Annotated in this window: 23 protein-coding genes; 21 read left to right on the plus strand and 2 right to left on the minus strand. The window is 70.4% G+C overall.

All coding sequences use genetic code 11. The features are described from left to right. Nucleotides 1-210 precede the first annotated feature (210 nt). The 3 genes from Saso_RS05185 (at nucleotide 211) to Saso_RS05195 (ending at nucleotide 3,686) form a co-directional block, all read left to right on the plus strand. A complete protein-coding gene (locus tag Saso_RS05185; protein ID WP_372442402.1) occupies nucleotides 211-1,938 on the plus strand; it encodes a site-2 protease family protein in 1,728 nt (575 codons plus the stop codon). A 52-nt stretch (nucleotides 1,939-1,990) separates the two neighbouring features. Then, on the plus strand, nucleotides 1,991-2,893 hold the full coding sequence (locus Saso_RS05190; RefSeq protein ID WP_189926432.1) for a tRNA (adenine-N1)-methyltransferase: 903 nt from the start codon (nucleotides 1,991-1,993) through the stop codon (nucleotides 2,891-2,893). Nucleotides 2,894-3,113: 220 nt separating this feature from the next. Beyond that, complete coding sequence (locus Saso_RS05195; RefSeq protein WP_189926430.1) at nucleotides 3,114-3,686, plus strand: hypothetical protein; 573 nt, start codon at nucleotides 3,114-3,116, stop codon at nucleotides 3,684-3,686. A 56-nt stretch (nucleotides 3,687-3,742) separates the two neighbouring features. Here Saso_RS05195 and Saso_RS05200 read toward each other — a convergent pair whose 3' ends face one another. Continuing rightward, on the minus strand, nucleotides 3,743-4,048 hold the full coding sequence (locus Saso_RS05200; RefSeq protein ID WP_189926429.1) for a ferredoxin: 306 nt from the start codon (nucleotides 4,046-4,048) through the stop codon (nucleotides 3,743-3,745). 243 nt (nucleotides 4,049-4,291) lie between these two features. Here Saso_RS05200 and arc point away from each other — a divergent pair, with 243 nt between their 5' ends. From arc to prcA, 6 genes are all read left to right on the plus strand, one after another. After that, on the plus strand, nucleotides 4,292-6,058 hold the full coding sequence (gene arc, locus Saso_RS05205; protein ID WP_189926428.1) for a proteasome ATPase: 1,767 nt from the start codon (nucleotides 4,292-4,294) through the stop codon (nucleotides 6,056-6,058). Between the two features lie 233 nt (nucleotides 6,059-6,291). Further along, nucleotides 6,292-7,803, plus strand: a complete 1,512-nt coding sequence (dop, locus tag Saso_RS05210) for a depupylase/deamidase Dop (RefSeq protein ID WP_351008037.1) — start codon at nucleotides 6,292-6,294, stop codon at nucleotides 7,801-7,803. Nucleotides 7,804-7,991: 188 nt separating this feature from the next. Further along, nucleotides 7,992-8,210 carry a ubiquitin-like protein Pup gene (locus tag Saso_RS05215; RefSeq protein WP_189926427.1) on the plus strand — a complete coding sequence of 73 codons (219 nt, stop codon included), beginning with the start codon at nucleotides 7,992-7,994 and terminating at the stop codon, nucleotides 8,208-8,210. Nucleotides 8,211-8,246: 36 nt separating this feature from the next. Further along, entirely contained in the window at nucleotides 8,247-8,837 is a 591-nt protein-coding gene (locus Saso_RS05220) for an endonuclease VII domain-containing protein (RefSeq protein ID WP_189926426.1), read from the plus strand. Beyond that, a complete protein-coding gene (gene prcB, locus Saso_RS05225) occupies nucleotides 8,789-9,634 on the plus strand; it encodes a proteasome subunit beta (protein ID WP_189926425.1) in 846 nt (281 codons plus the stop codon). Before Saso_RS05220 ends, prcB begins: the two co-directional genes overlap by 49 nt. Before the next feature lie 61 nt (nucleotides 9,635-9,695). Beyond that, nucleotides 9,696-10,433: a proteasome subunit alpha gene (gene prcA / locus Saso_RS05230; RefSeq protein ID WP_189926424.1), complete on the plus strand. Its 738-nt coding sequence runs from the start codon at nucleotides 9,696-9,698 to the stop codon at nucleotides 10,431-10,433. A gap of 61 nt (nucleotides 10,434-10,494) precedes the next feature. Here the strand turns inward: prcA and Saso_RS05235 are convergent, their stop codons facing one another. Beyond that, entirely contained in the window at nucleotides 10,495-11,511 is a 1,017-nt protein-coding gene (locus tag Saso_RS05235) for a LacI family DNA-binding transcriptional regulator (RefSeq protein ID WP_189926422.1), read from the minus strand. A gap of 120 nt (nucleotides 11,512-11,631) precedes the next feature. Between Saso_RS05235 and Saso_RS05240 the strand changes: the two genes are divergently transcribed. The 12 genes from Saso_RS05240 (at nucleotide 11,632) to Saso_RS05295 (ending at nucleotide 23,969) form a co-directional block, all read left to right on the plus strand. After that, nucleotides 11,632-12,891, plus strand: a complete 1,260-nt coding sequence (locus tag Saso_RS05240) for an MFS transporter (protein WP_189926420.1) — start codon at nucleotides 11,632-11,634, stop codon at nucleotides 12,889-12,891. A gap of 9 nt (nucleotides 12,892-12,900) precedes the next feature. Then, nucleotides 12,901-14,262, plus strand: a complete 1,362-nt coding sequence (gene pafA / locus Saso_RS05245) for a Pup--protein ligase (RefSeq protein ID WP_057607036.1) — start codon at nucleotides 12,901-12,903, stop codon at nucleotides 14,260-14,262. Between the two features lie 138 nt (nucleotides 14,263-14,400). Beyond that, nucleotides 14,401-15,405 (plus strand): FKBP-type peptidyl-prolyl cis-trans isomerase, encoded by a 1,005-nt coding sequence (locus tag Saso_RS05250; protein WP_189926413.1) that lies wholly within the window; start codon nucleotides 14,401-14,403, stop codon nucleotides 15,403-15,405. 64 nt (nucleotides 15,406-15,469) lie between these two features. Then, the gene (locus Saso_RS05255) at nucleotides 15,470-15,841 is read left to right on the plus strand and encodes an FKBP-type peptidyl-prolyl cis-trans isomerase (protein WP_020128331.1); all 372 of its coding nucleotides are present in this window, start codon (nucleotides 15,470-15,472) and stop codon (nucleotides 15,839-15,841) included. Between the two features lie 130 nt (nucleotides 15,842-15,971). Next, nucleotides 15,972-16,946, plus strand: a complete 975-nt coding sequence (locus Saso_RS05260; RefSeq protein ID WP_189926411.1) for a helix-turn-helix transcriptional regulator — start codon at nucleotides 15,972-15,974, stop codon at nucleotides 16,944-16,946. 18 nt (nucleotides 16,947-16,964) lie between these two features. Next, nucleotides 16,965-18,035 (plus strand): helix-turn-helix transcriptional regulator, encoded by a 1,071-nt coding sequence (locus tag Saso_RS05265; RefSeq protein WP_189926409.1) that lies wholly within the window; start codon nucleotides 16,965-16,967, stop codon nucleotides 18,033-18,035. Continuing rightward, nucleotides 18,032-18,322, plus strand: coding sequence for a hypothetical protein (locus Saso_RS05270; RefSeq protein WP_189926407.1), 291 nt, complete (start codon nucleotides 18,032-18,034; stop codon nucleotides 18,320-18,322). Before Saso_RS05265 ends, Saso_RS05270 begins: the two co-directional genes overlap by 4 nt. A 19-nt stretch (nucleotides 18,323-18,341) precedes the next feature. Next, nucleotides 18,342-18,536: a hypothetical protein gene (locus Saso_RS05275; protein ID WP_189926405.1), complete on the plus strand. Its 195-nt coding sequence runs from the start codon at nucleotides 18,342-18,344 to the stop codon at nucleotides 18,534-18,536. A gap of 282 nt (nucleotides 18,537-18,818) precedes the next feature. Further along, nucleotides 18,819-19,106 (plus strand): Sec-independent protein translocase subunit TatA, encoded by a 288-nt coding sequence (tatA, locus tag Saso_RS05280; protein WP_189926403.1) that lies wholly within the window; start codon nucleotides 18,819-18,821, stop codon nucleotides 19,104-19,106. Nucleotides 19,107-19,153: 47 nt separating this feature from the next. Continuing rightward, complete coding sequence (tatC, locus tag Saso_RS05285; RefSeq protein ID WP_189926401.1) at nucleotides 19,154-20,113, plus strand: twin-arginine translocase subunit TatC; 960 nt, start codon at nucleotides 19,154-19,156, stop codon at nucleotides 20,111-20,113. A gap of 31 nt (nucleotides 20,114-20,144) precedes the next feature. Next, complete coding sequence (locus Saso_RS05290) at nucleotides 20,145-21,035, plus strand: diacylglycerol kinase (RefSeq protein WP_189926399.1); 891 nt, start codon at nucleotides 20,145-20,147, stop codon at nucleotides 21,033-21,035. 75 nt (nucleotides 21,036-21,110) lie between these two features. Then, on the plus strand, nucleotides 21,111-23,969 hold the full coding sequence (locus Saso_RS05295; RefSeq protein WP_189926398.1) for a DEAD/DEAH box helicase: 2,859 nt from the start codon (nucleotides 21,111-21,113) through the stop codon (nucleotides 23,967-23,969). Nucleotides 23,970-24,057 lie beyond the last annotated feature (88 nt).

Consider the following 24,057-nt stretch of genomic DNA (forward strand, 5'->3'; position numbering starts at 1 on the left):
CGCGCACCCCGCCCCGCCCCGGACACCGGGCAGGATCGGGAAACCACCGGGGGTGCCGGGGCGGAACACGTCACGACTGCCGCATACCATCGGTCCGAGACCCTCCCGCCCGGCACGAGCGGGGGACGCTTCGATCGAGGGGACACCGTGGTGGAAAGCGGCGGGAGCGGGCGGCCGCGGCCGGACGACGAGCATGCGGCCGAGCACCCCGTGACACCTGCGCCTGCGGCCACCGACGTCGCGCGGACCCCGGACCCCGGCACCCCCGGACCGGCCACGCCCGAATCACGGGACGAGAGCGGTACCGCGCCCACCCCGGACACCTCCAGCCCCGACACCTCCACCCCGGCCGGGGACGGCCCCGGAGCAGAAACCGGCCAGGGATCCTCAGCGGAAGCCGGACACGAGCCCGAGCCCGAGCCCGAGCCCGAGCCCGAGGCGGGAACCGGAACCCGGCCCGAGGCCGGATCCGACGACACCCCTGCCGTATCGGGCCACGCCCCCGCCGAACCCGCTGCCGCCCCGGCCGGACAGAGCGACGCACCGCCCCGCGCCGCCACCCCGGCCGCACCCCGCGACGAAGCGCCGGCCGCCACGACCCCCGAGGCCGAGGAGCCGGCCGGCACGGGCACCGGGGCCGAGGAGCCGGCCGGCACGGGCACCGGGGCCGAGGAGCCGGCCGCCCCCGTCCGGACCCCCGCCGCCACACCCCCGTCCGATCACTCCTCCGGGCCCGCCCCCGTCCCCACCCTCCCCAAGGGACCCCCGCCCCAGCGCCCCCCGGAGCAGCCCCGCGGCGGCCTCCTCATGGGCCGCCCCTTCGGCGTGCCCGTCTACGTCGCCCCCAGCTGGTTCCTCGTCGCCGCCCTCATCACCTGGGTCTTCGGCAACCAGCTGGACCGCGTGCTCCCCGAACTCGGCGCCGCCCGCTACCTCGTGGCCCTCTTCTTCGCCGTCGCCTTCTACGCCTCGGTCCTCGTCCACGAACTCGCCCACACCATCGCCGCCCTCCGCTTCGAACTCCCCGTCCGCCGCATCCAGCTCCAGTTCTTCGGCGGCGTCTCCGAGATCGAGAAGGAGGCCGAGACCCCCGGCCGCGAGTTCTGGCTCGCCTTCGTCGGCCCGCTGCTCTCCCTCGTCCTCGCCGGTGTCTTCTACCTCGCCATGCAGCCCGTCGAGCGCGGCACCGTCCCCGGCGTCCTGCTGGCCGGCCTGATGATCTCCAACCTGATCGTCGCGATCTTCAACCTGCTGCCCGGCCTCCCCCTCGACGGCGGCCGCATGCTCCGCGCCGTCGTCTGGAAGATCACCGGCAAGCCCATGAGCGGCACCGTCGCCGCCGCCTGGGTCGGCCGCGCCCTCGCCGTCTCCGTCCTCATCGGCCTGCCGCTGCTCACCCAGTCCGGCGCCCTCGGCACCAGCGCCGAGGACAGCGTCGGCATGGACACCGTCACCGACGCCCTGCTCGCGGCCATCCTCGCCGCGATCATCTGGACCGGCGCCGGCAACAGCCTGCGCATGGCCCGGCTGCGCGAACACCTCCCCGAACTGCGCGCCCGCACCCTCACCCGGCGCGCCGTTCCCGTGGAGACCCACACCCCCCTGTCCGAGGCCCTGCGCCGCGCCAACGACGCCGGCGCCCGCGCCCTCGTCGTCGTCGACGCCAACGGCGAACCGCTCTCCCTCGTCCGCGAGGCGGCGATCGTCGGCGTACCCGAACACCGCCGCCCCTGGGTCGCCGTCAGCGGCCTCGCCCAGGACCTCAGCGACGGCATGCGCGTCTCCGCCGAGCTCGCCGGCGAGGACCTCCTCGACGTCCTGCGCGCCACCCCCGCCACCGAGTACCTCGTCGTCGAGGAGACCGGCGAGATCTTCGGCGTCCTGTCCGCCGCCGACGTCGAGCGCGCCTTCGTCAAGGCCATGGCCAGGCCCTCCTAGCCCGCCCCCGCCCGTGGTCGGCGGCCCCGGCAAACCCCGGTAGGCTGTTCACATGTCCGAACCGACCGGTGCCGCCCGCAGGCGCGGGCCCTTCAAGGTCGGGGACCAGGTTCAGCTGACCGATCCCAAGGGCCGCCACTACACGTTCACGCTCGAAGCCGGGAAGAACTTCCACACCCACAAGGGTTCCTTCCCGCACGACGAACTGATCGGCTCACCCGAGGGCAGCGTTGTCCGCACCACCGGGAACGTCGCCTACCTCGCGCTGCGCCCCCTGCTCCCCGACTACGTCCTGTCCATGCCCCGCGGCGCCGCCGTGGTCTACCCCAAGGACGCGGGGCAGATCCTCGCCTTCGCCGACATCTTCCCCGGCGCACGCGTCGTCGAGGCCGGCGTCGGCTCCGGATCGCTGAGCAGCTTCCTGCTGCGCGCCATCGGCGACCAGGGCATGCTGCACAGCTACGAGCGCCGCGAGGACTTCGCCGAGATCGCCCAGCAGAACGTCGAGCGCTACTTCGGCGGCCCGCACCCCGCCTGGCAGCTCACCGTCGGCGACCTCCAGGACAACCTCTCCGACACCGACGTCGACCGCGTCATCCTCGACATGCTGGCCCCCTGGGAGTGCCTGGAGGCCGTCTCCAAGGCCCTCGTCCCCGGCGGCATCCTGTGCTGCTACGTGGCCACCACCACCCAGCTCGCGCGGACCGTGGAGTCCATCCGCGAGATCGGCTCCTTCAACGAGCCGACCTCCTGGGAGTCGATGATCCGCAACTGGCACGTGGAAGGCCTTGCCGTCCGCCCGGACCACCGGATGATCGGCCACACCGGCTTCCTCCTCACCGCCCGCCGCCTCGCCGACGGCGTCGAGCCGCCCATGCGCCGCCGCCGCCCCGCCAAGGGCGCCTACGGCGAGGACTACACCGGCCCCAACGCCGACGGCGGCAACGGCCGCTGACACGGCCCCGCCGCGGCCCCAACGACAAGGCGCCGTGGCGGAGTTCCGGACCGACCCGGAACTCCGCCACGGCGCCTTCCCGTTGCCCCGCACCGCCCGCCACCAGGCACGGCCCCGTCCGATATCCCGTACCCCGCCGTTCCCCCACCGTGTGACGTGTGGCACGATGCTGGCCAATCCCCCGGCCTCACCGGCACAGCCACCACAGGAGACACTGCCAGTGCAGCAATCCGCCCTCCCGGAACTGGCACACACCCACGCCCGGCCCATCCACTGGGTCGCGACCGCCACCGCCCTCGCCGGTGTCGTCGCCCTCTCCTCGTTCCTCCAGCCCAGAGCCGCCACGGCCGCCCAGACCACCGGCCGCACCGCCAGACCCGCCACCACCGCCGCCCCCGCCACGACAGGCGTCGACTTCCCCCTCACCTGCGGCCCCGTCCAGGCACTCGTGGTGAAGAAGGCCAGCGGCGACCTCGACGGGGACGGCATCCCGGAAACGGTCGCGGTCGTCCACTGCGACGCCGCCATGGGCACCCCGCCCGACGCCGTCTACGTCCTCACCCACGGCGCCGACGCCACGCACGCACGCGTGGTCGCCACCCTCGTCGACCCCAAGACCCGCAACACCGTCACGAGCCTCACCGTCACCGACGGAGCCGTCCTCGCCACCCTGCTCGGCTACTCCACACCGGACGTACCCAGTTGCTGCCCCGACCTCAAGGACAGCGCCAAGTGGGAATGGAAGGACGACACGTTCGTCCGCTCGACACCCGCGGGCGCCCACAGCGTCTGATCCCGGCCACCGGCCTGTGAGAAATCAGACAACCGTCACCACGCGTCGCGACGGACTCACTCCGCGTCAGGCCCGTACACCTCGACGCTGTCCGAAACGCGTCGCACATGAATACAGTCACCGGGACACTCGCGCGCCGAATCCACCACGTCCGTCAGCAACGGCAACGGCACCGGCGTCGTGGCCCCCTTGGCCTGCAAGAGCTCGTCGTCCGCGCCCTTCACGTAGGCCAGACCGTCGATGTCCAGTTCGAAGACCTCCGGCGCGTACTGCGCGCAGATCCCGTCACCGGTACAGAGATCCTGGTCGATCCAGACCTCCAGCGCCTCGCCGCCGACCTGTGCCTCCTGCTGCACGCCCATGACTCCTGCCGTTTACTGTCGAGCCGCAAGGGAACGATGCAGGCTCTGACGGGTGTTGAACACTTCGACCCTACCCTCGGCGGCTTCCCCACCATGTTCCGTGGGTATCCCCCTGGCGTGAGGGAGAGCGCAAGGGTGAAGATCGGACACACCTCGACAGTCTTTGTGATCTAGGGGTTTCAATCGACACCCACCCAGGTAGGGTCTGGAAGCGTCCAGCTCCCCTTGGAGGAGGTGAGGACCGTGGCAGCCCACGACGACGACATGAACCGCGGCATCCGCCCGGGACGAGGGTCCGACGACCCGTCCGGGCAGATTGCCTACCTTGAGCAGGAGATCGCCGTCCTGCGGCGCAAGCTCGCCGACTCTCCGCGGCACACGAGGATTCTCGAAGAGCGGATCGTCGAGCTACAGACGAACCTGGCCGGCGTGTCCGCCCAGAACGAGCGACTCGCCAACACGCTCCGTGAGGCCCGCGACCAGATCGTGGCCCTCAAGGAAGAAGTCGACCGGCTCGCACAGCCGCCGGCCGGCTTCGGTGTCTTCCTCTCGGCCAACGAGGACGGCACGGCCGACATCTTCACCGGAGGCCGCAAACTCCGCGTGAACGTCAGCCCCGGCGTCGAGCTCGAGGAGCTCAGGCGCGGCCAGGAAGTGATGCTCAACGAAGCACTCAACGTGGTCGAGGCCATGGAGTACGAGAGCGTCGGCGACATCGTCACCCTCAAGGAGATCCTCGAGGACGGCGTACGCGCCCTGGTCCAGGGCCACACCGACGAGGAAAGGGTGGTCCGGCTCGCCGAACCCCTCCTGGACGTCGTCATCCGCCCCGGCGACGCCCTGCTCCTCGAACCCCGCTCCGGATACGTCTACGAAGTCGTCCCCAAGAGCGAGGTCGAGGAACTCGTCCTCGAAGAGGTCCCCGACATCGGCTACGAGCAGATCGGCGGCCTCGGCGGACAGATCGAGATGATCCGCGACGCGGTCGAGCTCCCGTACCTGTACCCCGACCTCTTCAAGGAGCACGAGCTGCGCCCGCCCAAGGGCGTCCTGCTCTACGGACCGCCCGGATGCGGCAAGACGCTCATCGCCAAGGCCGTCGCCAACTCGCTGGCCAAGAAGGTCGCCGAGGTCACCGGCCAGGCCACCGGCAAGAGCTTCTTCCTCAACATCAAGGGCCCCGAGCTCCTCAACAAGTACGTCGGCGAGACCGAGCGGCAGATCCGCCTCGTCTTCCAGCGCGCACGGGAGAAGGCCTCCGAGGGCACCCCCGTCATCGTCTTCTTCGACGAGATGGAATCCCTCTTCCGCACCCGCGGCTCCGGCGTCAGCTCCGACGTCGAGAACACCATCGTCCCGCAGCTCCTCGCCGAGATCGACGGCGTCGAAGGCCTCCAGAACGTGGTCGTCATCGGCGCGTCCAACCGCGAGGACATGATCGACCCGGCCATCCTGCGCCCTGGCCGCCTCGACGTGAAGATCAAGATCGAGCGCCCGGACGCCGAAGCGGCCAAGGACATCTTCCAGAAGTACCTCACCGAACGCCTCCCCCTGCACTCCGAGGACGTGGGCGAACACGGCGGCGACAAGACCACCACCGTCCAGAGCATGATCCAGACGGCCGTGGAACACATGTACGCCGAATCCGAGGAGAACCGCTTCCTGGAAGTCACCTACGCCAACGGTGACAAGGAAGTCCTCTACTTCAAGGACTTCAATTCCGGCGCCATGATCGAGAACATCGTCGGCCGCGCCAAGAAAATGGCCATCAAGGACTTCCTCGACCACAACCAGAAGGGCCTGCGCGTCTCCCACCTCCTCCAGGCCTGCGTGGACGAGTTCAAGGAGAACGAGGACCTGCCCAACACCACCAACCCCGACGACTGGGCCCGGATCTCCGGAAAGAAGGGCGAACGGATCGTCTACATCCGCACCCTCATCACCGGAAAGCAGGGCGCGGACACCGGACGCTCCATCGACACGGTGGCGAACACCGGACAGTACCTGTAGGACCAGGGCGGCTGCGGGTGCCCACCACGGGTACCCGCAGCCGTCTGTTTTCCGGGCCACGGCTGGAGCAAGGCAATGACGCAAATGATCTCCCCACCAGCGCGGAGGCGTTCTAGGCTCTTCCGTACCGCCGGGTCGCGCAGTGCGGGGACGGGCACCGCACACGCACCGGAGCACCACCGGTATCTGAGCGGCGCCCACGACCGAGGGTGCCGCCGGGCAAGGAGGGCCGCATGACCGTACGGCGAGTAATGGGCATCGAGACGGAGTACGGCATCTCCGTCCCCGGCCACCCGAACGCCAATGCCATGCTCACCTCGTCCCAGATCGTCAACGCCTACGCGGCGGCGATGCACAGGGCCCGCCGGGCCCGCTGGGACTTCGAGGAGGAGAACCCGCTGCGGGACGCGCGTGGCTTCGACCTCGCCCGCGAGGTCGCCGACTCCAGCCAGCTCACCGACGAGGACATCGGCCTCGCCAACGTCATCCTCACCAACGGCGCCCGGCTCTACGTCGACCATGCCCACCCCGAATACAGCTCGCCCGAGGTCACCAACCCCCGCGACGCCGTCCTCTGGGACAAGGCCGGCGAACGGATCATGGCCGAGGCCGCCGAACGGGCCGCCGCGCTCCCCGGCGCCCAGCCGATCCACCTCTACAAGAACAACACCGACAACAAGGGCGCCTCCTACGGCACGCACGAGAACTACCTGATGAAGCGGGAGACCGCCTTCTCGGACATCGTGCGCCACCTCACGCCCTTCTTCGTCTCCCGCCAGGTGGTCACCGGCGCCGGCCGGGTCGGCATCGGCCAGGACGGCCACGAACACGGCTTCCAGCTCAGCCAGCGCGCCGACTACTTCGAGGTCGAGGTCGGCCTCGAGACGACGCTCAAGCGCCCCATCATCAACACCCGCGACGAACCGCACGCCGACGCGGAGAAGTACCGCCGTCTGCACGTGATCATCGGCGACGCCAACCTCTCCGAGATCTCGACCTACCTCAAGCTCGGCACCACGGCCCTGGTCCTGTCGATGATCGAGGACGGCTTCATCGCCGTCGACCTCGCCGTCGACCAGCCCGTCCGCACCCTCCACCAGGTCTCCCACGACCCCACCCTGAAGCGACTGGTCACCCTGCGCAGCGGCCGCACGCTCACCGCGGTGCAGCTCCAGATGGAGTACTTCGAGCTGTCGCGCAAATACGTCGAGGAGCGGTTCGGCGCCGACGCCGACGACCAGACCAAGGACGTCCTCGCGCGCTGGGAGGACACCCTGAACCGTCTGGAGAACGACCCCATGAGCCTCGCCGGCGAACTCGACTGGGTCGCCAAGCGGGAGGTCATGGAGGGCTACCGGCGCCGTGACGGTCTCGACTGGGACGCCGCGCGCCTGCACCTCGTCGACCTCCAGTACGCCGACGTACGGGCCGACAAGGGCCTCTACAACCGTCTGGTGGCCCGCGGACGCATGAAACGGCTCCTGGACGAGAGCGAGGTCGAGCGGGCCGTCACGAAGCCGCCGGAGGACACCCGCGCGTACTTCCGCGGCCGCTGTCTGGAGCAGTACGCCGACGACGTGGCCGCCGCGTCCTGGGACTCGGTGATCTTCGATCTGCCGGGCCGGGACTCGCTCCAGCGCGTCCCAACCCTGGAACCGCTTCGCGGAACGCGAAATCACGTCAAGGAGCTCCTGGACCGCTGCCGAACGGCGGAAGACCTGGTCAGGGTGCTTTCGGGCGGCTGACCCGCCCCCGGGGCGGGCCCGGCCGGACGGGGTGGAAACCCCTCCGTCCGGGAATCATCGAGGTGGCCCCCGTACGTTGTGGCAACTGCGGGGCCGATGTCGGACCCGGCTTGTAGGGTCTGATCATCACCGATCGGCAGGAATGCCGACCTGTCGACCATGTCGGGCGAAAGAGCGGGGTGAGGGTTATGGCGACCAAGGACACCGGCGGCGGCCAGCAGAAGGCGACGCGGTCCACCGAGGAGGCCGAGGAGCAGGCGCCCGAGGCGCAGGCGTCGGAGGACCTCAAGGAACGCCAGGAGAAGCTGAGCGACGACGTCGACTCGGTTCTTGACGAAATTGACGATGTCCTCGAGGAAAATGCCGAGGACTTCGTTCGAAGTTTCGTTCAGAAGGGCGGCGAGTAGCCTTCGGATCAAAGGCTGCGGGGGGCTCGGAGCTTGATGATCGAAGATGCTGTGAAGCGCTGCTCGCGGTGCAAGGAGCTGAAGCCACGAGCAGCCTTCGCCGGCAACAGGGCGGCCCGGGACGGCTTGCAGGCCTACTGCCGGGAATGCTGGGCGGCCTATCACCAGGCTCGCCAACTCGCGAAGGGCCGGAAGGTGCGGCCGCGGGTGGAGACGCCCGAGGGGCACAAGTTCTGCCGCACCTGTGAGGAGGTCAAGCCGCACAGTGAGTGGCACCGTAACGCCACGGCGTCCGACGGCCTTGCGACCTGCTGCAAGGCGTGCAAAGCCGTCAAGGGCCGCCGTGGACACCTGATGCGCCACTACGGCATGACCGAAGCCGAACGCGACGCCATGGTGGCCTCGCAAAGGGGTCTCTGCGTGATCTGCCTGAAAGCTCCTGCCGTACATGTGGATCACTGCCACGAGACGGGTAGGGTCCGTGGCGTACTGTGCTTCAACTGCAATTCGGCCATCGGCAAGTTGGGAGACGATCCCGACGCTGTTCGTCGGGCAGCCGCTTACCTGGAAGGAACTCCATGGAAGCCAACACTCGTAGCACCGGGCGTCTACCGGCTGCCTTCCTGACGCCCGGGTCCTCGTCCTTCATGGACTTTCTCTCCGACCACCAGCCGGAGCTCCTGCCGGGCAAGCGGCAGCTGCCTCCGACGCAGGGCGTCATCGAGGCGCCGCACGGCACGACGATCGTCGCCGTGACCTTCCCCGGCGGTGTCGTGCTCGCCGGTGACCGTCGTGCCACGATGGGCAACGTCATCGCGCAGCGGGACATCGAGAAGGTCTTCCCGGCCGACGAGTACTCGGCGGTCGGTATCGCCGGCACCGCCGGTCTGGCCGTCGAGATGGTGAAGCTGTTCCAGCTGGAGCTGGAGCACTTCGAGAAGGTCGAGGGGGCGCAGCTCTCGCTGGAGGGCAAGGCGAACCGTCTGTCGACCATGATCCGGTCGAATCTGGGGATGGCCATGCAGGGGCTGGCGGTGGTGCCCCTGTTCGCCGGGTTCGACGTGGACCGCGACAGGGGCCGGATCTTCTCGTACGACGTGACGGGCGGCCGGTCGGAGGAGCACAACTACGCGGCCACGGGTTCCGGGTCGATCTTCGCGCGCGGGGCCATGAAGAAGCTGTTCCGCGGCGACCTGTCCGAGGCCGAGGCCACCACGCTGGTGGTGCAGGCCCTCTACGACGCGGCGGACGACGATTCGGCGACCGGTGGTCCCGATGTCGCGCGCCGGATCTACCCCATCGTCACCGTGATCACCGAGGACGGTTTCCGCCGGCTGACCGACGAGGAGTCGTCGGAGATCGCCCGCTCGGTTCTGGAGCGTCGTCTGGAGCAGCCGGACGGCCCGCGTGCCGCCCTGCTGTAGCCGGCGGCCGGTTCTCATCCCAGGTGATCCAGTGACTTCGACAGAAAGGGACGGATAGCCGGTGTCGACGCCGTTCTATGTCTCACCCCAGCAGGCGATGGCCGACCGTGCCGAGTACGCCCGCAAGGGCATCGCGCGCGGGCGCAGCCTCGTTGTGATCCAGTACGCCGACGGCATCGTGTTCGTCGGTGAGAATCCGTCCCGTGCGCTGCACAAGTTCAGCGAGATCTACGACCGGATCGGTTTCGCGGCCGCCGGCAAGTACAACGAGTACGAGAACCTGCGGATCGGTGGCGTGCGGTACGCCGATCTGCGGGGGTACACCTACGACCGTGACGACGTGACGGCCCGGGGTCTGGCGAACGTGTACGCGCAGACGCTGGGCACGATCTTCTCGTCGGCGGGGGAGAAGCCGTACGAGGTGGAGCTGGTGGTGGCGGAGGTCGGTGCCACGCCGGACGGGGACCAGATCTACCGGTTGCCGCACGACGGTTCCATCGTGGACGAGCACGGGTCGGTGGCGGTCGGTGGCAATGCCGAGCAGATCAGCAGCTATCTGGACCAGCGTCACCGGGACGGCATGAGCCTGGCCGAGGCGCTGAAGCTGGCGGTCCAGGCCTTGTCCCGTGACACGAACGGTACGGAGCGGGAGATTCCGGCCGAGCGTCTCGAGGTGGCGGTGCTGGACCGTACGCGGCCGCAGTCGCGCAAGTTCAAGCGGATCGTGGGGCGCCAGCTGGGCCGGTTGCTGGAGACGGACGGTGCGTCCACGGAGGCGGAGAGCGCCGACGAGGAGTAGTTCCGTAGGCGAGTGTCTCTGTCACGCCCCGGCCGGTGTCCCGGCCGGGGCGTGGTGCGTCTCAGGGGGCGCCGGGCGGGGCCGTGGAGGCCCGCACGACGAGTTCGACGGGGATGTCCCCGCCGTCGGGTGTGCGGCCTTCCAGGACGGCCAGGAGGGCTTGCATGCCGCGTTCGCCGAAGAGTTCGGAGTCGAGTCGCACAGTGGTGAGCTCGGGGTCGAGGGCGGTGGCCAGGGTGAGGTCGTCGAGGCCGGTGACGGAGATGTCGTCGGGCACGCGCAGGCCGAGGCGCCGTAGGGCTTTGTAGGCGCCGGCGGCGAGCTTGTCGTCGTCGCAGACGATGGCGGTGGGGCGCGGGCCGGGGGTGCCGAGGGCGGTTGCCGCGGCGGTGAGGGCGCCGTCGATGGAGATCGGGGCGGGGGCGGTGCGCAGGGTGGTGCCGGGGACGGTGGCGAGGCGGGTGGCGAGTTCGCGGGCGCGGATCTCGAAGGTCCAGGAGGGGATGTCGGCCGCGAGGTGCAGGAAGCGGCGGTGGCCGAGTCCGAGGAGGTGGTCGGCGATCTGGCGTACGCCGTCGGTGATGTCGAGGTTGACGGTGGCGGCGCCGAGGCTTCCTGCGGGGTCGCTGTCGAGCATGACGAGGGGGAGTTGGTCGCCGCGGATGGCGGTGAGGGCGTCGGCGGCCATGGAAGAGGCGAGGACGCCGTCGAGGGCGGCCTGTGCGGAGGCGAAGGGGTTGCGGGCGGGGCCGACGCCTTCGGGGGAGGGGTAGAGGACGACTCCGAAGCCGTGTTCGGCGGCGACGCGTGCCGCGCCGGTGTAGACGCCGGCGAAGAATTCGGTGGTGAGGGCGGGGACGACGAGGAGGACGGTGCGGGTGCGGCCGAGGCGGAGGTTGCGGGCGGCCAGGTTGGGGCGGTAGCCGAGGTCGTGGGCGGCTTCGCGGACGCGTCGGGCGGTGGTCTCGGAGACGCGGCCGCGCCATTTGTCGCCGAGGACCAGGGAGACGGCGGCCTGGGAGACCCCGGCGGCCCGGGCGACGTCACGGCTCGTGGGGCGCGTGCTGGCTCGTGCCACCGTGGGGCTGCTCCTTCGTATGGACGGGCGAACAGCGCACATGGTACGTATGACAAAAGACGTTATACGTAAAACCTCGGGGTGGTGCACCGTCCCGGGCGAGCCGACGGAGGCGGGACATTGGCCGCGGGGTACGGGGAGATCCTCAGGGCGAGGCATGCCGCCCGGCTGCTGACCGGCACGCTCGTCGGGCGGTTGCCCAACGCCACGGCCGCCATCGCGATCGTGCTGTTCGTGCGCGCGCAGGGCGGCACGTACAGCCTGGCGGGCGCTCTGGCGGCCGTGTACGGGGTGGCCAACGCCGTGGGGCAGCCGCTGCTGGGGCGGCTGGTGGACGTGTACGGGCAGCCGCGGGTGCAGTTGCCGGCGGCGCTCGCCTCGGCGCTGGCGATGGCGGTCTTCGCCTTCACGGGCACGGACCCGTCGGCCGCGGCCTACGCCTCGGTCGCGGGCGCGGGGCTGTTCACCCCGCCGCTGGAAGGGGGCCTGCGGGCGCTGTGGCCCACCGTGCTGCGGCGGGAGGACCAGGTGCACACGGCGTACGCGATGGACGCGGTGGCGCAGGAGGTGATGTTCACCGTCGGGCCGCTGCTGGTGACGCTGTGCGTGTCGCTGTGGTCGGAGCAGGGGGCCCTGCTGGTGCTGAACGCGCTGGGGGTGCTGGGCGCGCTGTCGGTCGTGGTGTCGCCGCCTTCGCGCGCGTGGCGTTCGGCGCCGCGCGAGGCGCACTGGCTGGGTGCGCTGCGGTCGCCGGGTCTGCTGGCTCTTCTGGGGGCGTTCCTGTTCGTGGGCGTCGCGCTGGGTTCGATCACGGTGGCGTCGGTGCCGTACGCGGACGAGCACGGCGGTGACGTGGTGTACGGCTGGCTGATGGCGGCGCTGGGGCTGGGCGCACTGGTCGGAGGTGTGGGGTACGGGGCGCGGCGGTGGGTCGGGGCGCCGGAGCGGCGACTGCGGGGCCTGGTGGCATTGCTGGCGGTGTGTTATCTGCCGTTGATGCTGATGCCGGGTGCGGTGGCGATGGTGGCGCTGACGGCGCTCGCGGGGGTGTTCCTGGCGCCGGCTCTCGCGTGTGCGTTCGTCATCGTGGACCGGCACGCGCCGCGCGGGACGGTGACGGAGGCGTTCTCCTGGCTGGTGACGATGTTCACCGTCGGGGCGTCGGTGGGGACGGGTGTCGCGGGTCCGGTCGTGGAGGCCGGCGGGGCGTTGTGGGGGTTCGCGGTGCCGGCGGCGGCGGGTGCCGTGTCGTCGGTGGTTTTGCTGGCCACGGGGCGGGTAATGGCAGCTCCCGCCGGGGGTGGGGTTGTTGCGGCTTCATCGGAAAATGATCCAAACCGTGCTGCCGAACCCCGTTTCAGTTCAGGGGATCGGGCGTAATGTTCACTCATGGACCGCCGCATTTTCGGGCTGGAGAACGAGTACGGCGTCACATGTACGTTCAGGGGACAGCGCCGGCTGTCTCCCGACGAGGTGGCGCGGTACCTCTTCCGCCGTGTCGTGTCATGGGGCCGAAGCAGCAACGTCTTTCTGCGAAACGGCGCCCGCCTCTATCTCGACGTGGGTTCGCATCCGGAATACGCGACACCGGAATGTGACAACGTGACCGAACTGGTCACCCACGACAAGGCCGGCGAGCGCATTCTCGAAGGACTCCTGGTGGACGCGGAACGACGCCTGCACGAGGAAGGAATCGCGGGCGACGTCTACCTCTTCAAGAACAACACGGACTCGGCGGGCAACTCCTACGGTTGCCACGAGAACTACCTGGTGGCCCGGCACGGGGAGTTCTCCCGGCTCGCGGACATCCTCATTCCGTTCCTGGTGACCCGCCAGCTGCTGTGCGGGGCGGGCAAGGTGCTCCAGACGCCGCGTGGCGCGGTCTACTGCGTCAGTCAGCGGGCGGAGCACATCTGGGAGGGCGTCTCCTCGGCGACGACCCGTTCGCGGCCCATCATCAACACGCGTGACGAGCCGCACGCGGACGCCGAGCGGTACCGCCGTCTGCATGTCATCGTCGGTGACTCGAACATGTCCGAGACGACCATGCTGCTGAAGGTCGGGGCCACCGATCTGGTGCTGCGCATGATCGAGGCGGGCACGGTGATGCGGGACCTGACGCTGGAGAACCCGATCCGGGCGATCCGCGAGGTCAGTCACGACATCACGGGCCGGCGCAAGGTGCGTCTGGCCAGCGGCCGTGAGGCCTCGGCGCTGGAGGTGCAGCGCGAGTACTACGAGAAGGCCGTGGACTTCGTCGAGCGCCGCGGTGTCCGCACCGGCACGGTCGACCAGGTCCTGGAGCTGTGGGGCCGCACGCTGGACGCGATCGAGGCGGAGGACCTCGACCGGATCGGCACCGAGATCGACTGGGTCATGAAGTACAAGCTCATCGAGCGGTACCGGGCCAAGCACAACATGACCATGTCGCACCCGAGGGTGGCGCAGATAGACCTCGCCTACCACGACATCCACCGTCGTCGTGGTCTGTACTACCTGCTGGAGCGCAAGGGTCAGGCGGCGCGGATCTGCAACGACCTGAAGATCTTCGAGGGCAAGTCGGTGCCGCCGCAGACCACCAGGGCGCGGTTGCGCGGTGACTTCATCCGGCGGGCGCAGGAGCAGCGCCGGGACTTCACGGTGGACTGGGTGCATCTGAAGCTCAACGACCAGGCGCAGCGCACCGTGCTGTGCAAGGACCCGTTCCGTTCGGTGGACGACCGGGTGGAGAAGCTGATCGCCGGCATGTGAGCGAGGCGCTCCGCGCGTGCTTGCGGGCACGGAGCGGAACGCAACACGGGCACCGTACGTTTCCCGTACGGTGCCCGTCTCACGTCGTAGAGTTGCGCGCACGCCATCAGAAGATCGACCGATTACGAGGCTCTCATCGTGCGCCGACGCTCCCTCATCCTTGCCGCCGTCCCCGCGGGGCTGGTCACTTTCGCCGCGTGCGGTGACGACAAGTCCGACACGAGCAAGGCGAGCGACGGCGGGTCCCCTTCCGCGGGGGCCTCGTCGGCCGCTCCCGCGCCGAAGATCGTCGACGGTCCGCTGCCGGCGATCACCGCGGGGGTGAAGTTCGGTGAGAAGCCGACGGTCGCCAAGGGCACGGGTGAGCCCTCGGACCAGTTGGCGGTGAAGACGGTGATCGCGGGCAGCGGCAGGACGGTCGCGGAGAACGACTACATCCAGGCCAACGCGCTCGGGCAGATCTGGGACAGCGGGAAGGTCCTGCTCAACACGTACGACACGAAGAAGCCGCTGTTCACGCAGCTCGCGCAGGGCGGCACGATCGACGGCTGGCGCTATGCCCTGACGGGCAAGAAGATCGGCAGCCGGGTGCTGTTCTCGGTGCCGCCGACATGGGCGTTCGGCAAGGACGGCGACGCGCAGACGGGTATCAAGGGCACCGACACGCTGGTGTTCGTCTTCGACATCCAGGACACGTTCAACTCGAAGAGCTCGGCCAAGGGCAAGGACGTGCCGCAGGACGATGCGGCGTTGCCGAAGGTCGGCACGAACACCGACGGCAAGGCGCCCTCGATCGACATCCCGAAGACGAAGGCGCCGACGGCGCTGGTCAGCAACTACGTGATCGAGGGCGACGGCGCGGCGCTGGCGGCGACCGACACGGTGCTGGTGCAGTACAAGGGCGTGATCTGGGACACGGGCAAGGAGTTCGACTCGACGTACAGCCGCAACGCGCTGACGTCGTTCTCGCTCCAGCAGGTGGTCAAGGGCTGGGCGCAGGGTCTGACCGGCAAGAAGGTGGGCAGCCGGGTCGTCATCGTCGTTCCGCCGTCGCTGGGTTACGGCGACAGCCCGCCGAGCGGCAGCGGTATCAAGAAGGACTCCACGATGGTGTTCACCGTGGACATCCTCGCCAAGGCGTGAGGTCCTCCAGGGTGTAAGACTGTCCGTGTTGTTGCTTTCCGTGAGACGTGCAGGAGCCAGTGACGTGAGCATTGACAAGCCCGAGATCGACTTCCCCGGCGGCGAGCCCCCGGCGGACCTGGAGATCAAGGACATCTGGGAGGGTGACGGGGAGGTCGCGCAGGCCGGCCACAACGTCAGCGTCCACTACGTCGGTGTGGCCTTCAGCACCGGTGAGGAGTTCGACGCGAGCTGGAACCGCGGGACGCCGTTCCGTTTCCCGCTCGGTGGCGGACGGGTCATCAAGGGCTGGGACCAGGGCGTGCAGGGCATGAAGGTCGGCGGCCGTCGCCAGCTGACCATCCCGGCCCACCTCGCCTACGGCAACCAGAGCCCGACGCCGGCGATCAAGCCGGGCGAGACGCTGATCTTCGTGGTGGACCTGCTCGGGGTCTGACCGTCGCACGACCAGTGTTGATCATCTGGGGCCCATGCCTGCCCGGGCATGGGCCCTCGGCTTTTGTCCGGGCACCGCGGGGCGGTACGGTCGTCGATCGTAAGCACCATAGGGGAGGCGAAGGGCGCCGATGGCCATTGCCAAGGCCGAGCGACTGATGAACCTGGCGCTGTGTCTGCTGGGGACGCGGCGGCCGCTCAGCAAGCGCGAGCTGCGCGACTCCATCGAGGCGTACGTGGAGACGTTCCGGTCCGGGAACGGTGCGGCGTCCGACGACTCCTTCAACCGGATGTTCGAGCGGGACAAGGACGATCTGCGCGAGCTCGGCCTGGTCATCGAGACCGTGGAGAGCCTGGACGGTGAGATCGGTTATCTCGCCCGCCGGGACAGCAACCGGCTGCCGCCCATCACGCTCGACGCCGAGGAGGCCGCGGCGCTGGGGCTGGCGGCCAAGGTGTGGCAGCAGGCGCGGCTGGCGGGGGCCGCGAGCGGCGCCCTCCAGAAGCTGCGCGCCGCCGGCCTGCCGGAGGACGTCGACCCGTACGAGGCGCACGGCGCGCTGGAGCCGCGGATCCCGGTGCACGAGGCGGCGTTCGAGCCGCTGATGCTGGCCTGCCGCGACCGCCGGCCCGTCATGTTCGACTACCGCAAGGCCACCGCCGCGCATCCGGAGCCCCGCCATGTGGAGCCGTGGGCGCTGGAGTGCTGGCGCGGGCACTGGTACCTGGCGGGTTTCGACCGGGACCGGGGTGCCGAGCGGGTCTTCCGGCTGTCGCGGATCACGGGCAGGGTGCGCTCGCGCGGGACAGGTTTCACCGCGCCGGTCCCCGATGTCGTCACCGTCCGTGAGACGGTCGCCGGCTGGGCGGGGGAGACCGCCGACCGCAGCGCCCTGATCCGGCTGCGGACGGGGGCCGGGTACCCCTTGCGGGCGAAGGCCACCGCGGTCCGGGAACTCGGCGACGGCTGGGACGAGTTGGAGATTCCGTACGGGCACGGGCTGGACGCCTGGCTGGTGGAGTTCGGGCCGGACGTGGTGGTCCTGGACCCCGCCGAGCTGCGTGCGGACGTCGTGGACCGGCTACGGGCCGTGGCGAAGGGCTGAGGGGGAGCGAGCAACACAGTGGCAGGCAAACCGGTCAGGCCGGCGAACGCGATCGACCAGACCCGGCGGATGCTCTCGCTGGTGACGTATCTCCGGGAGCGTCCGGGGGCGCGCATCGAGGACGTGGCGCGCGCCTTCGGCATCACCGAGGACGAGCTGGTCTCGGACCTCGACGTGCTGCCGATGTGCGGGACCAGCTTCCGCGGCGGCGACCTTCTCGACATCGACACCGACGGCGAGCGCATCTGGTGGCACAATCCGGCCGCGCTCGGGGCGGAGGCCGCCGAGCCGCTGCGGCTGGCCGCCGACGAGGCGACCGCGCTGCTGGTGGCGGCGCGCGCCGTGTCCACGCTGCCCGGTCTGCGCGAGGGCGACCGGCAGGCGCTGCTGCGGGCGACGGCGAAGGTGGAGGCCGCGGCCGGGGAGGCGGCGGGCGCGAGCGCGCGGCTGTCGGTGACGTTCGAGTCCGAGGGCGGGGTCTTCGCCGACGTCGACCGGGCGATCTCCGAGCGGCGCCGGCTGTGGATCCGCTACTACTCGCCGGCCCGTGACGAGGTCACCGAGCGGGAGATCGACCCGATCCGGCTGGTCAGCGTCGGGCACACGTACGTGGAGGCCTGGTGCCGCCGCTCGGAGGCGCGGCGCACGTTCCGGCTGGACCGGGTCGCCGAGATCAGGATCCTGGACGAGCCGTCGGCGCCGCCGGAGGTCGAGCTGCGGGACCTGTCGGAGGGGCTGGTGCAGCCGGCCGCCGAGGACCCGGAGGTCGTCGTCGAGGTCGGTCCGGGCGGCCGGTGGGTGGCCGAGTACTACCCGCACGACAGCGCCGATGAGCTTCCCGACGGCGGGCTGCGTATTACCCTGCGCACGCCCGAACCCGCTTCGCTCAGGCGGCTGGCGCTGAGGCTCGGCCGCGACGGCCGGATCGTCTCGCCGCCGGAGCTCGCCGACAGTGCCCGCCGGGCCGCCGCCGAGGCGCTCGCCGCGTACGACGGGGTCGAGGCGGGCGACGGGCCGCGCGCGGTGTCCGGCGAACGGCCGGGGCCGCGGGGCGGGAGCGGGTACGAGGGGCGGGAGCAGGGGCTGTGAACGAGTCGACGGCGTCCGGTGTGCGGGGCATCTCGGTGGCCTCCGCGTTCGCGGGCATGCGCAGCGTGGGCCCGGTGCGGTTCAGGGCGGGCTGTCCCGACTGCCGGGGGGCCTTCGAGCTGGCCGCCGGTGCCCTGCGGCTGGCGATCGGCGCGTCCAGCCGGACCACGTTCTACTCCTTCACCTGCCCCGGCTGCGGTGCGGCGGTGCGCAAGCCGGCCGGGGAGCGGATCGTCGAGCTCCTCACCGGCGGTGGGGTCAGGACCCTGCGGCTGCACGCCCCGTAGGACGGTCTAGGCTCGGTCCATGTTCTGGCCGATGTTCGCGGTTGCCATGGGTTTTGCGGGTCTCGCCGTCCTCGCGGTGTTCGCCGTGCGGGTCTTCACCGAAGCGCGGCGTCTGGGCCTTCAGGTCACGGAGTCCGCGCGCCGTATCGACCGGGCCGCCCAGGACCTGGAGCGGGCCGCGGTGAGCGTGGCCCGTGCCGCGGACCCCCGGTGACGGCCGCTGTGTGACCTCCGGCGGCCGCTGTGGCCGTCCTGTGAGTCCCGTGGCGAATGCGTTTTGGACCACTTCGCCCTCCCGCCGCGGTGGGAGGGGCAGGTACGCTGCTGGTCGCGGCCCGGATAACGAGGCCCGGACCGCTGACCGGGAGTACGCGCAGGGATTGCCTCACGTTTACCCCTGAGCGCTACGATCGCTGTCAACACGATCGTTCGGACAGGTGTCCGACCGATCGGACGGCATCCCGCCCCCGCAGCCTCGGTGAGAAGGTAAAGACTTATGTTCGGAAGGCTCGGCGCCCCCGAGATCATTCTCATCCTCGTCGTCGTCATCCTGCTGTTCGGCGCCAAGAAGCTTCCCGACATGGCGCGCTCGCTCGGCAAGTCCGCTCGCATCCTCAAGAGCGAGGCGAAGGCGATGAAGGAAGAGGGCAGCAGCACGGCCACCCCGGCGGGCCCGCCGAACGACGGCGAGCAGCCCCCCGCTCAGCGCACCATCCAGGCCGCCCCCGGCGACGTGAGCAGCTCCCGTCCGGTCAGCGAGCCGACGGACACCACCAAGCGCTGACGCAGGGCCGGTGACCTCCGGCCCTCCGCACGAGATGGGAACGTGGGTTGCTGAAGCCTGCCCGCAAACAGGAGAAGGACCCCGAGGGGCGGATGCCTCTCGCGGATCACCTTCGTGAGCTCCGCAACCGGCTCGCGAAGGCGATGCTGGCCATCGTCCTCGTGACGGTCGTGGCCGCCTTCTTCTACAACGACATCATCAACTTCCTCACCAAGCCGATCCTCGACTCGGTCGGCTGCGGGAAGACTTTCGAGGAGATCGCGGGCCAGCTCAAGTCCGGCGACTCCACCAACAAGTGCGCCAGCATCACGATCAACGGTCTGCTCGCGCCCTTCACGCTGGCCCTCCAGGTCTCCCTGATGGCCGGTGTCGTCTTCGCCTCGCCGGTCTGGCTCTACCAGCTGTGGGCCTTCATCGCCCCCGGTCTGCACAACCACGAGCGCAAGTACGCGTACGCGTTCGTCGGCATGGGCGCCCCACTCTTCATCGGCGGCGGCTACTTCGCCTACCGGGTGCTGCCGACCACCGCCAAGGTGCTGATCGACTTCACGCCGGGCGGCGTCGCCAACCTGCTGCCGCTGGACGACCTGCTCCAGCTCGTCACGCGCATGGTCGTCGTCTTCGGCCTCTCCTTCGAGCTGCCGCTGCTGCTGATCTTCCTGAACCTGACCGGCATGGTCACCGGCAAGCGCATGCTCGGCTGGTGGCGAGCCATGATCATCGGCATCACGGTGTTCGCCGCCGTCGCCACGCCCAGCACCGACCCCGTCTCGATGCTGGCCCTCGCCGGACCGATCTGGGTCCTGTACTTCGGCGCCACCGTCTTCGCCCTGCTCAACGACCGTCGCAGGCGCCGCCGCGACGCCCTGGGCCCGGCCGACGACGAGGCCTCCGAGCTGGACCTCAGCCCCGAGGACATCGGCGAGGTCGAGTCGGTCGGCGCGAGCCGCTCACTGCCGGAGCAGACGAGCACGGACCGGGTCAACGGTTATGACGACGTGACCTGACGACCACCGGTGAGCTCTTAAGGTCATCCCCGTGACCAGCGAGATCACCCTCTTCGTCAACCCCGCGGCGGGCCGCGGCCGGGGCGCTCACGCAGCGCGGCCGGCCGCTTGCGCGTTGCGGGCGGCCGGCTTCACCGTGCACACCGTCGTCGGGGCCGACGCCGGCGACGCCCTCGCACGCGCGCGTGCCGCCGTCGCGGGCGGCACCGGCGCCCTGATCGCCGTCGGCGGCGACGGACTGGCCCACCTCGCGCTCCAGGCCGTCGCCGGCACCCGTACCCCGCTCGGGCTGGTAGCCGTCGGCACCGGCAACGACCTCGCCCGCGCCCTCGGCCTGCCCGTGCGCGACCCGGCGGGCGCCGCCCTGCTGGTCGCCGACGCCCTCAAGGGCGCCCGGATCCGCGACATCGACCTGGGCCTGGTCGGCGACCGCTGGTTCGGCACCGTCCTCGCCTCCGGTTTCGACTCCCGCGTCAACGACCGGGGCAACCGCATGAGATGGCCCACCGGGCGCGCCAGGTACGACCTGGCGATGCTCGCCGAACTGGCGGCGTTCCGTCCCGTTCCCTACCGCATCACGTTCGACGGCGGTGACGTCCGGGAGATCGAGGCCACCCTCGTCGCCGTCGGCAACGGATCCTCCTACGGCGGCGGGATGCGGATCTGCCCCGGCGCCGACCCGGCCGACGGGCTCTTCGACGTGACGATCGTCGGCGACTGCTCCCGCCGCACGCTGCTGCGGGTGTTCCCCAAGGTCTACCGGGGCACGCACGTCGATCATCCCGTGGTCGGCGTCCACCGGGCGGCCGAGGTGCGGATCGCCGCCGCGGACGTCTCGGCCTACGCGGACGGGGAACGGCTCGGGCGGCTGCCGCTCACCGCGCGGTGCGTACCGGGGGCGGTACGGGTCGTCGGCCCCTGAACCCGGACGTCCGGCCGCCGCCTCGCGCCTCCGTGAGCTGGGCGTACCGGGGTTCGGAGGCACCGGATCCGGATAATGATCGTCCTGTTGTCAGTGCGGCCCGGTACGCTCGAAAGCACGATGACAGAGGATCTCTCACCGGCCGAGCGGTACACGGCAGCACGTAAGCGCGCTGTCGAGCAGGCCACCGCGCTCGCGTCCTTCCGCGAGATGTACGACTTCGGTCTCGACCCCTTCCAGATCGAGGCCTGTGAGGCACTCGAGGCGGGCAAGGGCGTCCTGGTGGCCGCCCCCACCGGCTCGGGGAAGACGATCGTGGGCGAGTTCGCCGTCCACCTCGCCCTCCTCCAGGGCAAGAAGTGCTTCTACACGACGCCCATCAAGGCGCTCTCGAACCAGAAGTACGCCGACCTGAGCCGGCGCTACGGCAGCGACAAGGTCGGCCTGCTCACCGGCGACAACAGCGTCAACTCCGACGCCCCGGTGGTCGTGATGACCACCGAGGTGCTGCGGAACATGCTGTACGCCGGTTCGCAGACGCTGCTCGGTCTGGGCTACGTGGTGATGGACGAGGTGCACTACCTCTCCGACCGCTTCCGGGGCGCCGTGTGGGAGGAGGTGATCATCCACCTCCCCGAGTCGGTCACCCTGGTCTCGCTGTCGGCGACGGTGTCCAACGCCGAGGAGTTCGGCGACTGGCTCGACACCGTGCGCGGGGACACCGAGGTGATCGTCTCCGAGCACCGGCCCGTGCCGCTGTTCCAGCACGTGCTCGCCGGGCGGCGGATGTACGACCTCTTCGAGGAGGGCGAGGGCCAGCGCAGGGCCGTCAACCCCGACCTCGCCCGGCTGGCCCGCATGGAGGCCAGCCGGCCCTCCTACCAGGACCGCAGACGCGGCCGCGCCATGCGCGAGGCCGACCGTGAGCGCGAGCGCAGGCAGCGCTCCCGGGTGTGGACCCCGGGACGGCCCGAGGTCATCGAGCGGCTCGACGCGGCGGGACTGCTGCCCGCCATCACCTTCATCTTCAGCCGGGCCGCCTGCGAGGCCGCGGTCCAGCAGTGCCTGTACGCGGGCCTGCGGCTCAACGACGAGGACGCCCGGGCCGAGGTCCGTGCCCTGGTCGAGGAGCGCACCGCCGCCATCCCCCACGAGGACCTGCACGTCCTCGGGTACTACGAGTGGCTGGAGGGCCTGGAGCGCGGGATCGCCGCCCACCACGCCGGCATGCTGCCGACCTTCAAGGAGGTCGTCGAGGAACTGTTCGTACGGGGCCTGGTCAAGGCCGTCTTCGCCACCGAGACGCTCGCCCTCGGCATCAACATGCCCGCCCGTTCCGTGGTGCTCGAAAAGCTCGTCAAGTGGAACGGCGAGCAGCACGCCGACATCACACCCGGCGAGTACACCCAGCTCACCGGGCGCGCGGGCCGGCGCGGCATCGACGTCGAGGGACACGCGGTCGTGCTGTGGCAGCGCGCGATGAGCCCCGAGCACCTGGCCGGGCTCGCGGGCACCCGCACCTACCCGCTGCGCTCCAGCTTCAAGCCGTCGTACAACATGGCGGTCAACCTGGTCGAGCAGTTCGGGCGGCACCGCTCGCGCGAGCTGCTGGAGACCTCGTTCGCGCAGTTCCAGGCCGACCGGTCGGTGGTCGGGATCTCGCGGCAGGTGCAGCGCAACGAGGAGGGGCTCGACGGCTACAAGGCCTCCATGACCTGCCACCTCGGCGACTTCGAGGAGTACGCGCGGCTGCGCCGCGACCTCAAGGACCGCGAGACCGAACTGGCCAAGCAGGGTGCGGCGCAGCGCCGTACCGAGGCCGCCGTGGCGCTGGAGAAGCTCAAGCCGGGTGACGTCATCCACGTGCCCACCGGCAAGTACGCCGGTCTCGCGCTGGTGCTCGATCCGGGCCTGCCCGCCGGGCGGGCCAACGGCCACCGCGGTTTCGACCAGCACGACGGGCCGCGGCCGCTGGTGCTCACCGCCGAGCGGCAGGTCAAGCGGCTCGCCTCGATCGACTTCCCGGTGCCGGTCGAGGCGCTGGACCGGATGCGCATCCCGAAGACGTTCAACGCCCGCTCGCCGCAGTCCCGCCGCGATCTCGCCTCCGCGCTGCGCACCAAGGCCGGGCACATCCCGCCGGAGCGGGCCCGCAAGCAGCGCTCGCAGGCGGCCGACGACCGGGAGATCGCCCGGCTGCGCACCGCGATCCGCGCCCACCCCTGTCACGGCTGCTCCGACCGTGAGGACCACGCCCGCTGGGCCGAGCGCTACCACCGGCTGCTGCGGGACACCTCCCAGCTGGAGCGCCGGATCGAGGGCCGCACCAACACGATCGCGCGCACCTTCGACCGGATCGTTGCGCTGCTGACCGAGCTGGACTACCTGCGGGGCAACGAGGTCACCGAGCACGGCAAGCGGCTCGCCCGGCTCTACGGCGAGCTCGACCTCCTCGCCAGCGAATGCCTGCGGGCCGGCGTCTGGGAGGGGCTGGCCCCGGCCGAACTGGCCGCCTGCGTCTCGGCGCTGGTCTACGAGTCGCGGGCCGGGGACGACGCGATGGCGCCGAAGCTGCCCTCGGGCAAGGCGAAGGCCGCGCTCGGCGAGATGGTGCGCATCTGGGGCCGGCTGGACGCCCTGGAGGAGGACTTCCGGATCCGGCAGACCGAGGGCGTGGGACAGCGTGAGCCCGATCTCGGGTTCGCCTGGTCGGCCTACATGTGGGCCTCGGGCAAGAGCCTCGACGAGGTGCTGCGCGAGGCGGAGATGCCGGCCGGTGACTTCGTGCGCTGGTGCAAGCAGGTCATCGACGTGCTCGGGCAGATCGCCGCGGCGGCTCCGGCCTCCAGCGGTGGCTCGACGGTGGCGAAGAACGCCCGCAAGGCGGTCGAGGAGCTGCTGCGCGGAGTCGTGGCCTACTCGTCCGTGGGGTGATCGAGTCCGGCGGCGGTGACGGAGCCGTCCGCCCCCGCGCCTCATCAGGGGCTGGGGGGCCGTACTTCGGTACGGCCCCCCAGCCCCT

It is taken from the genome of Streptomyces asoensis (genome assembly GCF_016860545.1).
Lineage (GTDB): Bacteria > Actinomycetota > Actinomycetes > Streptomycetales > Streptomycetaceae > Streptomyces > Streptomyces asoensis.

Coding starts and splice junctions, on each gene's coding strand:
- Saso_RS05190 (WP_189926432.1), top strand. CDS start 1,991: ATGTCCGAACCGACCGGTGCCGCCCGCAGGCGCGGGCCCTTCAAGGTC.
- Saso_RS05200 (WP_189926429.1), bottom strand. CDS start 4,048: ATGGGCGTGCAGCAGGAGGCACAGGTCGGCGGCGAGGCGCTGGAGGTC.
- dop (WP_351008037.1), top strand. CDS start 6,292: ATGACCGTACGGCGAGTAATGGGCATCGAGACGGAGTACGGCATCTCC.
- Saso_RS05215 (WP_189926427.1), top strand. CDS start 7,992: ATGGCGACCAAGGACACCGGCGGCGGCCAGCAGAAGGCGACGCGGTCC.
- Saso_RS05220 (WP_189926426.1), top strand. CDS start 8,247: ATGATCGAAGATGCTGTGAAGCGCTGCTCGCGGTGCAAGGAGCTGAAG.
- prcB (WP_189926425.1), top strand. CDS start 8,789: ATGGAAGCCAACACTCGTAGCACCGGGCGTCTACCGGCTGCCTTCCTG.
- pafA (WP_057607036.1), top strand. CDS start 12,901: ATGGACCGCCGCATTTTCGGGCTGGAGAACGAGTACGGCGTCACATGT.
- Saso_RS05260 (WP_189926411.1), top strand. CDS start 15,972: ATGGCCATTGCCAAGGCCGAGCGACTGATGAACCTGGCGCTGTGTCTG.
- Saso_RS05275 (WP_189926405.1), top strand. CDS start 18,342: ATGTTCTGGCCGATGTTCGCGGTTGCCATGGGTTTTGCGGGTCTCGCC.
- tatA (WP_189926403.1), top strand. CDS start 18,819: ATGTTCGGAAGGCTCGGCGCCCCCGAGATCATTCTCATCCTCGTCGTC.
- Saso_RS05295 (WP_189926398.1), top strand. CDS start 21,111: ATGATCGTCCTGTTGTCAGTGCGGCCCGGTACGCTCGAAAGCACGATG.